This is a genomic window from Allocoleopsis sp. (genome assembly GCF_036703385.1).
Taxonomy (GTDB): Bacteria; Cyanobacteriota; Cyanobacteriia; order Cyanobacteriales; family Coleofasciculaceae; genus Allocoleopsis.
Genome location: NZ_DATNPA010000699.1, coordinates 1 through 15,033 on the forward strand (window position 1 = coordinate 1; position 15,033 = coordinate 15,033).

Sequence of the window (15,033 nt, forward strand, 5' to 3'; positions counted from 1 at the left end):
TCGGGCGCGTCGCTTGGCTTGTGACCTCGTTTGTCGCGCATTTACCAATGTATCTCTCTCTCCCCTCCTTGTCAACCCCTTTCACTAACAATATTTTTACCCCCCCTCAAAAGCTTGAAGTGAAAGCCTTTGAGCTGACTCATTCGGACTTTGGGGTCTTCTTCATCCTGTAGCTGCTCACTCATCGATAATCCCTCTAGACTCATAGAGTCAATGCAACGGAAAATTTCACTAAGAATTCCACTAAATTATTTACTGGGCATATCTGAACTCACCTCCAGATTCCTGGCGCTTGAGCAATGGGCTGAAAAGTAATTTAGCTACATAACCGTTTTGATTTACTAGACTGCAACTGTTGCAACAAGCCTTGGTGTATCTATGTAAAAATATGTATTGGTTCAGATGAGATTGATATATGCATACAGGAGTCAACTTATACAAACGGATATATGCAAGCGAATTTTTACAGAACACCCACTAAAATTCAGATAACAGGCTCAATGCTAAAGTTATGTTAAGAATATCTCTAAACTCAACAGCATAGACAGCCAATGCTTGTTGAAAGCATTTTACTTTTCACTATGAGCTCCATAATTGAACAACTAAGAATTAAACTTACTCAAGCCTTAACGGCATCCTTCGGATTAGCTAGAGCCGATATAGATTCAATGGTTGTCCCCGCTAGCAATCCTAATTTTGGTGATTACCAGTCCAATGTTGCGTTGTCTTTGAGTAAGCAGTTAGGACAGCAGCCACGAGCGATCGCGCAGCAAATTGTTCAGAACTTAGACGTCTCTGGCATTTGTCAGATACCAAGCATTGCTGGCCCCGGCTTTATCAACTTGACATTAGAACCAGCCTACCTGGAAGTACAACTGAGTGATATCCAAGCAGACCTGCGCTTAGGTGTTGAATCGGCGGCAACACCTCAATCTATCATCATTGATTTCTCCTCGCCCAATATTGCTAAAGAGATGCACGTTGGGCACTTACGTTCAACGATTATTGGTGATGCTATTGCACGTATCTTAGAATTTCGGGGTCACCATGTCCTGCGATTGAACCATGTAGGCGATTGGGGTACCCAGTTTGGCATGTTAATCGCTTATCTGCGGGAAGCTTACCCAGCTGCATTAACGACATCCAACGCTTTAGATTTGGGAGATTTAGTCACATTTTATCGGCAAGCTAAACAGCGATTCGATGCGGATGAAGAATTTCAATACAAGGCTCGACAAGAAGTCGTAAAACTGCAAGCAGGAGTTGAGGATACTCAACGAGCTTGGCAGCTGCTGTGTGAGCAGTCGCGACGAGAGTTTGAAATTATCTATGATTGGCTAGATGTACATCTGACAGAGCAGGGTGAATCATTCTACAACCCATTATTACCTACTGTAGTAAAAGACCTTGAGAAGTCAAGTTTGTTAGTAGAAGACGCAGGTGCAAAATGTGTATTCCTTGAAGGGTTTACCAATAAAGATGGTAAACCTCTACCTTTGATTGTGCAAAAGTCTGATGGTGGATACAACTACGCCACAACGGACTTGGCAGCGCTACGCTATCGAATTGAGCAAGATAAGGCAGATCGGATAATTTACGTTACGGATGCTGGACAAGCCAATCACTTCGCTCAGGTGTTTCAAGTCGCACGTCGGGCAGGTTGGCTGACAAAGGAAATTGAGGTGGTTCATATTCCTTTTGGTTTGGTGCAGGGGGAAGATGGGAAGAAGCTGAAAACTCGCTCTGGGGAAACGGTTCGGTTACGAGATTTGTTGGATGAAGCGATCGCACGCGCTCGTGCGGACTTAGAAGCCCGACTCAAGGCAGAAGGACGGGAGGAAACGGAAGAATTCAAAACCCATGTTGCTCAGGTGATTGGGCTCAGTGCTATTAAGTATGCTGACTTGAGTCAAAATCGCAATAGCAACTATATCTTTAGCTTTGATAAAATGCTTTCTCTGCAAGGCAACACGGCACCTTACTTGCTTTATGCCTATGCCCGAATTCAAAGCATTAGCCGCAAAGGTGAGATTGATTTTCAGAACCTGGAAGCCAATGCCAAAATACTTTTGCAGCAAGAGACAGAGTTGGCCTTAGGGAAACATCTATTACAACTAAGTGAGGTTCTTACAGATGTTGAACGAGATTTACTGCCCAATCGATTGTGCCAATATTTATATGAACTGAGCCAAAAGTTTAACCAGTTTTTTGAGCAGTGCCCTGTACTCTGGTCAGAAGAACCTGTACGGACATCTCGCCTAGTTCTGTGCGATTTGACGGCGCGAACTCTGAAGCTAGGATTATCTTTGCTAGGAATTGGGGTACTAGAGAGGATGTAATAACAAGAGGATGATGGCTCCTAGCGCACCGCCCCTGGGAGCCATCACCTACGATTAATCGAAATCAAGGAATTTTCGGTAAGCGTTTAGCCATAGCCATTTGCTGAAAAATAAGCTTCAAAATGGTGTTGTAAGGCACATTTTCTTTGTAATAATCACAAAGGGACTGCCAAAGTTCTAGATGAGGGGTTGCCTGGGGATGTTCAGCCTGAATTTCCCGAAAAGCATCAAGCAGACTCAGATTTTCTTCTTCCTTTAAAGAAGCGATCGCAAACGATACACCTCTACTAATGCCTGCCCCACAAGCAATTAGCACATTCTTGTCTCTTGCTTTTGCCAACCGCACAAACTCAACACCACTTCTTAGTTTGTCAAAAGATAGCGACTCGCCATCCTCGACAGGAATATACAGCGATGAGATACCAGGGTGCTGCACACTTTCAGCCAGTTGCAGCATTGAACCGATATTACTTTGGTATAGCAGGTTGTAATCGAGAGTTTCTCTAAATTTGCCGATGTACAACCAGGGTCGGATCGAGTACATATTCCTCTGGTTCTGATCGCTTCCTAGGGGAGAAAAGGACGTGCCTGAGAGAACGCTAGACACCAGCTTAGACCAAAAACTGGGCTTGTTTTCTAGATTCTAACTTTTTTGCTTTAATATTTTTGGACATCTGAGCTTAGCCGAGGTTTTGCACAATTCGCTGCTGATACTCCTGTTCGGTGATCAGGTCGTGTGTACTTTCAACCCGGTCTAAGAATACCATACCCTCTAGATGGTCATATTCATGCTGAAATATTCGAGCAACAAAGTCAGTTAATTCTTGCTGATGCAGCTGACCATCTCGACTGGTATACTCCACCTCAATTGCCTGATACCGGGGAACCAGCCCTCGAATTCCAGGAAGGCTGAGGCAACCCTCCCAGCCTTTGACCACTTCAGTTGAGTGAGCGATAATTCGAGGATTAATCATTGCAGTCGGTTCCATCTCTGGTGCCTTAGGATACCTAGGGTTGGGACGAGACGCGACGATGAAGAATTTATAGGACTCAGATACCTGAGGTGCCGCGATTCCAACGCCATTAGATGCCTGGGCTGTTGCAATAAGGGCATCAATTAGCTGTTGAAGGTTTTCATCGCGAACATTATCAACAAGCTGGGCTTGCTGCCGCAGAATTGGGTTGCCTAACTGGGCAATTTGTAGTAATTCAGCCATGAGTAAGGAAACTTGAGGAAAAAACTATCCTTATATATCCTTATATATAAGATGTAGACAGTGGAATCGTACTGCTGGCTGTGTTGACCTTGAGCAAGTGAAACCCAGTCTACAATAAACTTAACTTATTCTAAAAAACCGATTAGATCTTTGATCCGTAGGTTATCCAAGTGACTCACCTGCTTATAGACCACACTATTCTGCCCAAGTAGGCTTCTGCCTAGCTTGAAGTGGACAACGGACATTTAGGTAAATAGTTGTATTAGAAGACGCCCCTACTACGAAGCTGATTGAGTCAAAGTGTACAATTAGCGCTCTTTCCTATAGAAGACCATGTCACCCTTATGCTAGAGGAGAGCTCGTGGAAACTTCCCCAGAACAGCTGTGGAGCCAGGTATTGGAGCGTCTACAGCTGCAATTAAGCCGACCCACCTTTGAAACCTGGATCAAAACTGCTAGCGCTGAGCAGCTGGAAAATAACTGCTTGGTGTTGCGCACTCCCAATCCCTTTGCTAGAAATTGGTTGCAAAAATACTACATCAAGACCATTGCGGATGTGGTACAGGATATTTTGGGTCAGCCGGTGGAGATTCAATTGTTGGTTACTTCAGGAGACGACAACTCTTCGATTAGTGAGGCAGATGTCTCTTGGTCACTCCCGATAGGTAACAGCGCTACAGAAGGTACATCTAACTCCGCACCTAGATTACCAGAGTTAAATCATAAATACGTGGTCTCTCGCTTTGTGGTTGGTTCAAATAACCGTATGGCTCATGCTGCCTCTCTAGCTGTAGCAGAATCTCCAGGACGTGAGTTTAACCCTCTGTTTTTATGTGGCGGTGTCGGCTTAGGTAAAACCCATTTGATGCAAGCCATCGGTCACTTCCGTTTGGAGAAGTGCCCAGATTCTAAAATCTTTTATGTCTCTACTGAGCAGTTTACCAATGACCTGATTGCGGCAATTCGGAAGGACAGTATGCAGAGTTTCCGGGAACATTATCGGACAGCCGATGTACTGTTGGTAGACGATATTCAGTTTATTGAAGGCAAGGAATATACTCAGGAAGAGTTTTTCTACACGTTCAATACTCTGCATGAGGCGGGTAAGCAAGTCGTCCTGGCGTCTGATCGTCCGCCTAACCAAATTCCACGCTTGCAGGAACGCCTGTGTTCACGCTTTTCTATGGGTTTGATTGCTGATATTCAACCCCCGGATTTGGAAACGCGAATGGCAATTTTGCAGAAAAAGGCGGAATACGAAAATATCCGTCTCCCGCGTTCAGTGATTGAATACATTGCCACCCACTATACTTCCAATATTCGAGAACTAGAGGGAGCTTTGATTCGGGCTGTGGCTTATGTTTCAATTTCGGGTCTGCCCATGACAGTAGAGAATATTACACCGATTCTAAATCCACCAGCCCAGAGGGTAAAGGCTTCTCCAGAAACAATTTTGATGACTGTGGCAGATGCTTTCAATGTCTCTGCCGAAGACTTGAAAGGTAACTCTCGACGCAGAGAAATTAGTTGGTCTAGGCAAATAGGTATGTATTTGATGCGGCAACATACAGATTTGAGCTTGCCCAGAATTGGTGAGGAGTTTGGCGGGAAAGACCATACTACGGTGTTATACAGCTGTGATAAAATAGCTCAGCTTCGGGAAAAGGATGCAACATTGGATCAAACTCTGCGGCAGTTGAGCGATCGCGTCAATCTCACCAGCAGAACCCAAAACCAAGCTTGAACCGTTGTTGGCAGTAACATCGGTAATTACAAGATTAATATTCCTTGATAAAAATTCCTGCCCTATTTCAAACGATTAGCCTTTATCCTCAAACACTCACTGAAAAAAACATTGAAACTCTCTTGCTGAGTATAAATACTTTGTGCAAAGGTCAGATCGCTTTTCCACAGATTTTCCACAATCGAACGGTTACAAACTATTGATAGAGAGAGAGTTTATAGGAGTTTTCCACATTTTCCACAGGGTTGAGGATTAAGCAGATCAACAACAAAAATTTCCAGGTCGTTCTAGAACTCAAATAAACACAGCAGAGTATCATCCTCTTGAACCAGAGGATATCAGCGCAGAAAATTGAAGAATTTTAGAGACAACCAAGAGGTTGACCAGAATCAATCGCAGAATTATCCTGGTAAAGCTCTTGGGAATTAATGGAATCGATGAAACGTCTTTTTCAGTTCCACAAGCAGCTATATGACAGTACGTAGTCATCGGAACAACGACCTGAGCAGCATATTTTAACTTCTATGAAACTGGTTTGCACTCAAAGTGACCTCAACAGTAACCTTTCACTGGTGACGCGTGCGGTTCCTTCTCGTCCGACTCATCCGGTACTCGGTAATGTATTAGTGTCAGGAGATACACAGACTCAGCAAGTTCGACTCACCGCGTTCGATCTTAGCCTTGGCATACAGACAAGCTTTACGGCGCAAGTACTCCAAGATGGAGAGGTTGCGATACCGGCTAAACTCCTCAACGATATTGTTTCACGTCTACCAGAAGGAGAAATTACTCTAGAAGACCAAGCTGGAGAAAGTGTAAACGAGACGGATAGCGATCGACGCATTGTCACCTTGACCTCTGCTTCAGGGCGTTACCAAGTCAGAGGAATGAGCTCTGAGGAGTTTCCAGAACTTCCCCAGATTGCAGCAGCAGTTGCCGTCCATCTTCCTGTAGAAGCCTTGGTTGAAGGATTGCGGGGTTCTCTATTTGCCACTAGTTCCGACGAAACCAAGCAGGTACTCACGGGAGTACACCTCACCATGCAGCAAGATAGCTTGGAATTTGCGGCAACGGATGGACATCGATTAGCTGTGGTAGAAACCACTCATCAAAGTGTTGGTGATGGCGAAACTGATGAGGAGTTGGAAGAAAAATTACCAGCATTGGACAGTAGTCGCAAACCCATTAATGAGGTTTCTCAGCTTGAACTTACGGTACCAGCTAGAGCCTTGCGAGAGTTAGAGCGAATGCTAGCGCCCCACCAACCTACGGATACGATTGCGCTTCACTGCGAGCCAGGTCAGATTATCTTTCAAGGAGCCGAGCAGCGTTTAACGACGCGCACTTTGGAAGGACAATATCCGCCTTACCGCCAATTGATTCCTCGTCAGTTCCAGCGTCAGCTTACGATTGATCGGCGAAAATTGCTCATCGCAGTGGAACGAATTGCGGTGTTGGCTGACCAAAAGAATAATGTTGTCAAGTTCAGTATCGATAGTGTGAATCAGCAGCTTTCCCTCTCCGTAGAAGCTCAGGATGTCGGTAGTGGGCAGGAATCTATGCCAGCTCAAGTTACAGGTGAAAGCATAGACATTGCCTTCAATGTTAAGTATCTAATTGATGGATTAAAGGCGCTTTCTACATCTGATATTCAGATACAGATAAATGCAGCTAATAGTCCTGTGATTTTGACTCCCCTAGGCGGTCGAAAGATGATTTATTTATTAATGCCAGTCCAGATTCGTAATTAGATACTCGACATTGACAGATATAACTGGAGCTAGAAGTTGAACAAGTTCGTCAGCTTTTAGCTCTAACTGTAGTTAACCCTGAGTAGTTCTAAAACTGGTTGACTACCTTTTGTTGAGGTCTAGAAGGAATGTCGAGGCTTGCCGTAGGCTACCACAGAGGCACAGAGTTCTCTCCAGTACATAACAAGAGGAAAATAAGAGATAAATCATATCTCATCGATGGGTTTGCTGGCCTATATCAGGGTTTCTTGCAGCAAATCTTATTTTTATTTAAAATTAGCTATATTTTCCTTGCCTAATCCCAGATTTCACCATGAATAGCAATAAGACTGAGGCAGATAAGGGATATGTTTTAATTGTCGATGATACCCCAGAAAATCTGCAAGTCTTATCGAATACTCTCTCTAAGCAGGGATATAAAGTCCGATGCGTCGTTACAGGGCAAATGGGAATTAGAGCGGCACGCTCGGCTTCACCCGATCTGATTCTACTCGATATCCGGATGCCAGATATGGATGGCTATGATGTGTGTGAACACCTCAAGCATGATGCACAAACTTCAGAAATTCCGGTCATTTTTCTGAGCGCTTTAGATGAAGCCTTGAATAAGGTGAGAGCTTTTACCGTTGGCGGAGCAGACTACATTACCAAACCATTTCAGATTCAAGAGGTTTTAGCACGGGTTGAGCATCAATTGACCATTCGCAAGCTCACTAAGCAACTCCAAGCCCAAAATCAGCAACTGCAACAGGAGATTGAAACTCGTAAGCAATCCGAGGCTCAATTACAGCGAGAAGTTACAGAGCGCCAACGAGCAGAGCAGGCTTTACGTAAGGCGTACAAGGCTCTAGAAGCCAAAATTGAAGAGCAGTTAGCCGAGCGTGAGAAACTGCTATTACTCCTGAATTCTCTACAAAATCCCTCTTATGAATATCAAGTTGGTGGTTCTCTTGCTCCCACTGCTCCTAGTTATGTCAAGCGTCAAGCCGATGTGGAGTTATACCAAGCTCTTTTGCGAGGAGAGTTTTGTTATGTACTCACTTCGCGACAAATGGGTAAGTCTAGTCTTCGGGTGCGAACGATGCACCGTCTGCAACGGGTAGGTATCCGTTGCGGGTCTATCGATCTGACGGCGATTGGCACACAACAAGTTACCCCAGAACAGTGGTATGCATCAATCATTGGCTATTTAGTCAGCAGCTTCCAACTCAAATTTAATATACGTGCTTGGTGGCGGGGTAATGTGAGCGATCGCGATCGCAACATCGGTGATCAGGCCAGACAAACCTCAACAGGACAGGAAAATGTCCTTCGCTCTCATGTATCCGCTGTGAGCCGCCTCAGCGAATTCCTTGAACAGGTGCTACTCGTTGAGATTGAGCAAAATATTGTGATTTTTATTGATGAAATTGACAGCGTCCTAGGTCTTGAGTTCCCCATTGAAGATTTTTTTGCCCTAATTCGAGCTTGCTACAACAAACGTGCTGAGAATCCAGCTTTTAAACGCCTCACCTTTGCTCTATTCGGTGTTGCCATGCCGGCCGCTTTAATGGCTGACACCAATCGAACGCCCTTTAATATCGGGCGAGCCATTAAGCTCATGGGATTTCAGCAACATGAAGTCATGTCCCTTGTATCAGGATTAACTGGGATTGTCAGTCATCCTGAAGCCGTTCTCAAGCAAATTTTGCATTGGACAGGAGGTCAGCCATTCCTGACACAAAAGCTTTGCCACCTTGTGCGAATCGCTTGTCAGGAGCAGGAAAAACAAGAGGATGACTCGGCAAGTTTGCCCGCGTCGCCGCCTCTCCCCATCTTTGCGTCTCCTTCGCCTAATGATGAGAGCCTTTGGATAGAGCAGCTAGTACGTACTTTTATCATCGAAAATTGGGAAGCCAAAGATGAGCCAGAACATCTCAAGACAATCCGCGATCGCATCTTAAAAAATCAACAACGTGCTGGACGTATGCTGGGACTGTATCAGCAAGTGTTACAAGATCAGAGTCTATTAACCGATGACTCTCAAGAGCAAGTTGAACTTTTACTTTCCGGCCTGCTCATTCAATGCGATCGCGTACTTAAGGTTCATAACCGAATTTATCAAACGATTTTTAATCTTGACTGGGTGAACAAGCAGTTAAATAGATTGCGACCTTATGCCGAAATATTGGCTGATTGGCTGTCTTCTGACTGTCAAGATTCATCGTATCTTTTGCACGGTCAAGCCTTAAAAGAGGCTTTAGTTTGGGCCGAATCTCGGCGTTTAAGTGACCAAGATTATAAGTTCCTTGCCGCAAGCCAAGAATTTGAGCAGCGAAAAATGCAATGGGCCCTCTCAGCGAAACGTCGTCAGGAATTAGAAGCCCAAATCGTTCATAAGGCAGAAACTACTAGAGACCAAAAATTATTGCTAGGCGCAGTGAGTACAGCCTGGATAATGGCTTGCGCTGCATATCATCAAACCGCACTCGATGTGAATCGATTACTCCATCAATCTTCAGCAACACTTTTTACTCTAAATAACTCGCTAAACACACTCATAAAAGCCATCACGATCAGCCGGAGCCTACAGCAGGAAGGCGAGATAAACGCAGACACTCACCTCCTGGTAAAAAATTTGCTGCGGCAGGCAGTTTCTCAGGAAGCTGAATATAGCTGCTTCTCAGAACATAATGCTGGGGTTTTGTCAGTTGCTTTCAGCCCTCAAGGCAACATGATCGCCTCAGCGGGTTCAGACACAACGGTTAAACTCTGGAATTTTGATGGAATCGTAAGTCAAGCGTCCGTGCTGATCACGCTTACGGGACATACTGCCGCTGTTAATCAAGTTGATTTCAGCTCCAATGGTCAAGTCATTGCTTCGACGAGTGACGACAGGACTATCAAACTCTGGAGTCTGGATGGCATCCTCACTACAGCTCCGGCGCTGATGAGTTTCAATCAGCCTAGGGCTGGAATTCGGGGAATATCATTGAGTCCCGACGGTCAGCTAATTGCCTCAGCCAATGATGATACAACTGTGAAACTCTGGAGTCTAGATGGCACTTTTCTAAAAAGCTTCGATGGACACAGCGCTGAGGTATTGAGAGTGTGTTTCAGCCCAGATGGTCAGTTAATTGCCTCAGCGAGTGCGGACAATACAGTAAAACTGTGGAACCTAAAGGATACGTTGCCTGTGACCTTGAAAGGTCATAACGCAGCGGTTAGGAGTATTGCCTTCAGCCCAGATGGTCAATTGCTCGCCTCAGCAAGTGAGGATACAACCGTGAAACTCTGGAGTTTAGAGGGTACATTGCTATTGACCCTAAAAGGGCATAATGATGCGGTTTTGGGGGTTTCCATCAGCCTGGTTCAGGGTAGCCTTAGCGAAGAAACCATGAGTGCTAGCGTTAAGGGCGGTGATCTAATGATTGCCTCAGCCAGCGCGGACAACAGCATTAAACTGTGGAGCCAGGATGGGACGGAGTTGACGACCCTCCATAGCAGTAGGGGCGTGGTTTGGGATGTTGACTTCAGCCCCAATGGCGAAACGCTTGTCTCTGCCCATGAAGACAAAACAGTAATGCTATGGGATTTGAAGCGTATTCTAAATTTAGACCTACTAGCACACAGCTACGCTTGGATGTGGGAATATCAAAAGTTGAGTACTGAGTTGGCAGCCTTAAAAGCTCTTTAAACTTTATACTTCATACTTCACACTTCATAGGTTTCATGACTTCTCTGCCCAATCACCGTCCCAAAAACCTCTCCCTTGGTCCTTTGGAAACAGAGATTCTGAATATTGTCTGGGAACTGGGTTCTGTCACTGTTAAGGATGTGCATGAGCGAATTTTGGCTGATCCAGATCGGGAGCTAGCCTATACTTCAGTCACCACAGTCCTGCGCCGCTTGACTCAGAAAGGTTGGCTCAGTTGCGATCGCCCTTTGGATGGTGCTAAAGGTAATCGACAAGAGCGTGCTTTTCGGTGGAAGCCGTTGTTATCTTCCGAAGAGGCGCAATTGCTCAAAGCTCATGAGCAACTCAATCGATTTCTTGCGGTGAGTAACCCAGATGTCGTTGCAGCCTTCGCCGATAGTCTGGACGCAGCTAGTTTAGACCAAATTGAAGCGATCGCACGTCGGATTCAAGCGGCACGTCGAGCCAGAGAGGAGCAGGAGTGATGCATCTAATCATGATTGTGGCGGTGTTGAGCCTAGCTTGGTTACTACGCTGCCGTTACTCTAAAGCAACGGGAAACTGGGCTCAACGCTGGCAACAAACGCTCTTTTTATTCCTCTTACCCCCCCTACTGGTGCTAATGACCGCGATCGCGGTGTTGTTGATGGGGCCGCAAGGACAAATGATTGGGCTACACACGGACGGATTTAGCTATGGCCTGGCTGTAGGAGGTGTGGGTTTAGCGATCGCTTTCGGTTTGAAGCTAGCCAATCAAGGTTGGCAATCTCTACAAAAAATTCGCACTTACCCCAGTATTGACCTAGATGGTCAATCGGCTCGTCTTCTTGATAGGTCTACTCTCTTTAGTGCTCAGATTGGCTTTTGGCATCCTGAATTGGTGGTGAGTCGAGGACTCTTAGAGATGCTAAAACCGGAGCATCTTCAAGCTGTATTAACTCACGAACAAGCACATTACTACTATCGGGATACATTCTGGTTTTTCTGGCTGGGTTGGCTGCGCCAAATCACGGCATGGTTACCGAATACAGAAACGTTGTGGCAAGAACTCCTTTTATTACGAGAACTCCGGGCTGATCACTGGGCGCGTCAATATGTGGATAGCTTATTGTTAGCTGAATCTCTACTTATGGTGGTTAGCGCCCCAATGATGGCATCGGAAAGTTTTTGCGCTGCCTTTAGCCGTACTGTCCCCCAGAATCGCTTACAGGAGAGGATTGAAGCGCTTTTAGGAGAGGGAGAAACTTCCATGCCTTCACGTTCTTGGACTTGGAGTTGGCTGCTTCTATGCCTGCTGCCTCTGATTGCTGTGCCCTTGCATCGGTGAGCCATGCGATCGCTTTAGCCGGCTCAGCGAAGTGCGCCATATCATATCCGGTGCATTACCCTAAATCAAATCCGTGATGGGGAGAAAAACTCTCCCTGTGTAAGAGGAATGTCTGAGAACTATCTAAATGTCATCCTGAACGTACTGAAGCATCCCAATATAACAACGCTAAGACTAGATTCTTCGTTCCACTTTGCTTCACTCAGAATGACAATTGCGACTTTTCAGAGCTCTTCTAACCTATCACCTCATCCGACCATGACTATTTGCATAACCGTAGCCTAAACTTAATCTATCTATTGGTTGGTATTAAGGGCGAATAGTTTAAATATTATTAAGATTAAGTAGACATAATAGTCTCAATGAAAAGCAGCTTCCGATCTCTTGGAGAGTTGCTAGTAGGCTCATGTAACAAAGGATGAAGCCTGGAATTCCATATAGGAATCAATCTCTATGAACGCAAAACGTCTTGAAATCACGTTCCAGCGGCTTCCTAGTTTGAGTCCTTATAATCCCAGCTAAGACAGATTTTTCATGCCGTCCTGAGTTATAACGATCAACTCCGCTAGTGTCCTGATTGGAATCTCTCTTCGTGTACTCCAACTCTCTATCTGCTTACTCGTCTATAGCTACAATTCATACCGCCGAGCGATTGAGTCAACTCACCGCATCAAAGGGAAAACAGAAAAAAGAAGTTCCCCTCTGGCTGTTGCTTTTTATGTTGATGCCATTGACTTTTTCGACGGGATGTGTAGTAAACACTGAAACTGAAGCTGGAGCTCAATCAACTCCGTCTCGTGCCAAGGCAGGGGAAGGCAGCACGGCAGTGGATGTAGCGATCGCGAAAACCGGAGTTCTCCAGGAACCCCTAGAATATACCGGCACTACCCAACCCGCTCGGGAAGTATCGCTCCGCGCACAGGTGGAAGGACGCCTCCTCAGTCTCCAGGCAGATGTCGGTGACCCTGTACAGAAAGGTCAAATCCTGGCTCGGTTAGATGATTCGTTACTGCAAACCAGCGTCACTCAGGGACAAGCTGAACTCGCTGCTCTTCAGTCCGAAGTCGCACGCGCCCAAACTCAGGTTACCAATGCTCGCTCCCAAGCCGAACAGGCGAGAGCAGAACTCAAACAAGCACAAGTGGATGCCGAACGGTTGCGATCGCTCTCCGCAGCCGGTGCTATAGCCAAGCAACAAGCCGAATTAGCCCAGACATCGGCTGCCACCGCTCAACAAAGACTCAATGCTGCGATCGCACAAATTGCTACAGAACAGCAAGCTGTCGCCGTCGCTCAAGGTCGGGTGGAAGCCCAACGCGCTACGATTGCTCAGGCAAGAGAGCGTCAGTCCTACACTTTGCTAGCGTCGCCCATTACTGGCGTTGTTGTAGCAAAGAGCGAACCTGGAAATCTGATACAGCCAGGAGGCGAAATCTTGCGGATAGCAGATTTCAGTAGCCTGAAAGTGGTGGTTCAGGTGTCAGATAAAGATATCTCACAGATTCGGGTAGGACAGTCCGTGAAAGTGGGATTGGATGCCATGCCCAATGAGAAATTCACTGGGCAAGTCACTCGCATTTTGCCCGCTCCCACAGCTAGGACAGCGGTTGTTCAGATACCCGTAGAAATCACCATTCCCAACAGTAACGGCAGAATCGGCTCTCAACTGGTAGCAGAAATCAAAATTGAGTCCAGTACACAGCCTCGTGTCGTGGTACCCCAATCTGCCCTACAAGGCGAGGGCAATAATAAAGGAAGTCGAAGCTCTGCAAACGCCCAAAGCCCCAATCCCAAATTTTCTAAGGGAACCATGTTTGTCGTCACGGGCGAAGGAAACCAAGCGACAGTCAAGTCCCGTCCCGTGCAAGTCGGCACCAGTGCAAACGGACAAGTTGAAATTTTATCAGGATTGAAACCGGGAGAACGGTTTGTCGCCCAGAGTGAGAAGCCTTTAAAAGATGGCGATCGGGTGGGTCTGAGTCCATTGTCACAAACCTCAGAAAAACAGGAGCAGCGTTAATGCAAAACTCCGGGACATCGGGATTCAGCATCAGTGCGATCGCGATTCGCCAACACATCGGTACCCTGATGCTAACCCTCACCATGATCGTGCTGGGGGTGTTTTTCCTCACTCAGATTCAGGTCGATTTGCTGCCGTCGATTACCTATCCTCGAATTGGCGTGCGTCTTTCTGCTCCAGGCGTTTCGCCAGAGGTGGCGGTGGAAGAAATCACCAAACCCTTGGAGGAAGCCTTAAGCGCAACGGAGGGAGTTGTACAGATTTATTCCCAAACTCGTGAGGGGCAGGTCAGTTTAGACCTGTTCTTCCAACCGGGGGGTAATATTGACCAAGCCTTGAACGATGCTACGGCTAGCTTTAACCGTGCTCAAGGTCGGCTACCCGATATTGTGGAACAACCACGCTTATTCAAGGTCGATCCATCTCAGTTACCAGTTTATGAATTTTCCTTGCGTGCTCCGTCGTTGCGGGATGTCGATTTACGCGTGTTTGCCGATGAAGAACTCAGCCGCGAACTCGGCGTCGTGCCTGGGGTGGCATCGGTGGATGTTGCGGGGGGAGTCCAAGAAGAAGTCTTAGTTCAAATTGACCCGAATCGCTTACAAGCTTTGGGCATTGGTTTGACCGATGTGTTGAATGCCCTTGAAGAGCGTAATTTGGATGTTTCCGGTGGGCGTCTGCGAGGGGAGAATTCAGAACCTTTAACCCGCACTGTCGGACGCTTTCGGGATGCTCAAGAAATCCGTAATCTCTCTTTTGAAGTCAGCAGCACAGAAACAAGCTCAAACATTCAACCTTCTAACATTCAACCTTCTAACATTCAACCCAGTTGCCTCGCTGACCGAACAATTGAAGGCCAAGCTAGGAGTCTGGGCCAGTTTTATATCCCCGGCGCTGGGTAAAATCTTCGGGTCGAATGTTGGCGACAAAGTCCCGAAAGGCACGTCTTTCTTCTTCAT

The 15,033-nt window shown here is 46.3% G+C and carries 9 protein-coding genes and 1 pseudogene; 8 read left to right on the top strand and 2 right to left on the bottom strand.

Features of this window, described 5'->3' with window-relative positions; all coding sequences use genetic code 11:
• The first annotated feature begins 581 nt into the window (after positions 1 to 581).
• Positions 582 to 2,339, top strand: a complete 1,758-nt coding sequence (gene argS / locus V6C93_RS32855) for an arginine--tRNA ligase (RefSeq protein WP_333480892.1) — start codon at positions 582 to 584, stop codon at positions 2,337 to 2,339.
• 64 nt (positions 2,340 to 2,403) lie between these two features.
• On the opposite strand, the gene V6C93_RS32860 is transcribed toward argS, so the two are convergent.
• Both V6C93_RS32860 and def read right to left on the bottom strand, forming a co-directional pair.
• Positions 2,404 to 2,883 (bottom strand): dual specificity protein phosphatase, encoded by a 480-nt coding sequence (locus tag V6C93_RS32860; protein ID WP_333480893.1) that lies wholly within the window; start codon positions 2,881 to 2,883, stop codon positions 2,404 to 2,406.
• Between the two features lie 136 nt (positions 2,884 to 3,019).
• Positions 3,020 to 3,556: a peptide deformylase gene (gene def / locus V6C93_RS32865; protein WP_333480894.1), complete on the bottom strand. Its 537-nt coding sequence runs from the start codon at positions 3,554 to 3,556 to the stop codon at positions 3,020 to 3,022.
• A gap of 361 nt (positions 3,557 to 3,917) precedes the next feature.
• Between def and dnaA the strand changes: the two genes are divergently transcribed.
• From dnaA to V6C93_RS32900, 7 genes and pseudogenes are all read left to right on the top strand, one after another.
• Positions 3,918 to 5,300: a chromosomal replication initiator protein DnaA gene (gene dnaA / locus V6C93_RS32870; protein WP_333480895.1), complete on the top strand. Its 1,383-nt coding sequence runs from the start codon at positions 3,918 to 3,920 to the stop codon at positions 5,298 to 5,300.
• 524 nt (positions 5,301 to 5,824) lie between these two features.
• On the top strand, positions 5,825 to 7,051 hold the full coding sequence (gene dnaN, locus V6C93_RS32875) for a DNA polymerase III subunit beta (RefSeq protein ID WP_333480896.1): 1,227 nt from the start codon (positions 5,825 to 5,827) through the stop codon (positions 7,049 to 7,051).
• A 313-nt stretch (positions 7,052 to 7,364) separates the two neighbouring features.
• Positions 7,365 to 10,727, top strand: a complete 3,363-nt coding sequence (locus V6C93_RS32880) for a response regulator (RefSeq protein ID WP_333480897.1) — start codon at positions 7,365 to 7,367, stop codon at positions 10,725 to 10,727.
• A 35-nt stretch (positions 10,728 to 10,762) separates the two neighbouring features.
• Positions 10,763 to 11,212 carry a BlaI/MecI/CopY family transcriptional regulator gene (locus tag V6C93_RS32885; protein ID WP_333480898.1) on the top strand — a complete coding sequence of 150 codons (450 nt, stop codon included), beginning with the start codon at positions 10,763 to 10,765 and terminating at the stop codon, positions 11,210 to 11,212.
• Positions 11,212 to 12,054, top strand: a complete 843-nt coding sequence (locus tag V6C93_RS32890; protein WP_333480899.1) for a M56 family metallopeptidase — start codon at positions 11,212 to 11,214, stop codon at positions 12,052 to 12,054. Before V6C93_RS32885 ends, V6C93_RS32890 begins: the two co-directional genes overlap by 1 nt.
• A gap of 592 nt (positions 12,055 to 12,646) precedes the next feature.
• Positions 12,647 to 14,074 carry an efflux RND transporter periplasmic adaptor subunit gene (locus V6C93_RS32895; RefSeq protein ID WP_333480900.1) on the top strand — a complete coding sequence of 476 codons (1,428 nt, stop codon included), beginning with the start codon at positions 12,647 to 12,649 and terminating at the stop codon, positions 14,072 to 14,074.
• A pseudogene (locus V6C93_RS32900) lies at positions 14,074 to 14,856 on the top strand (efflux RND transporter permease subunit); the annotation flags it as partial. The gene V6C93_RS32895 and the pseudogene V6C93_RS32900, both read left to right, overlap by 1 nt.
• Positions 14,857 to 15,033: the final 177 nt, after the last annotated feature.

What these genes read in the sequence shown, in the direction of transcription:
- argS (WP_333480892.1), top strand. Translation starts at nt 582, where the DNA reads ATGAGCTCCATAATTGAACAACTAAGAATTAAACTTACTCAAGCCTTA.
- V6C93_RS32860 (WP_333480893.1), bottom strand. Translation starts at nt 2,883, where the DNA reads ATGTACTCGATCCGACCCTGGTTGTACATCGGCAAATTTAGAGAAACT.
- def (WP_333480894.1), bottom strand. Translation starts at nt 3,556, where the DNA reads ATGGCTGAATTACTACAAATTGCCCAGTTAGGCAACCCAATTCTGCGG.
- dnaN (WP_333480896.1), top strand. Translation starts at nt 5,825, where the DNA reads ATGAAACTGGTTTGCACTCAAAGTGACCTCAACAGTAACCTTTCACTG.
- V6C93_RS32880 (WP_333480897.1), top strand. Translation starts at nt 7,365, where the DNA reads ATGAATAGCAATAAGACTGAGGCAGATAAGGGATATGTTTTAATTGTC.
- V6C93_RS32885 (WP_333480898.1), top strand. Translation starts at nt 10,763, where the DNA reads ATGACTTCTCTGCCCAATCACCGTCCCAAAAACCTCTCCCTTGGTCCT.
- V6C93_RS32890 (WP_333480899.1), top strand. Translation starts at nt 11,212, where the DNA reads ATGCATCTAATCATGATTGTGGCGGTGTTGAGCCTAGCTTGGTTACTA.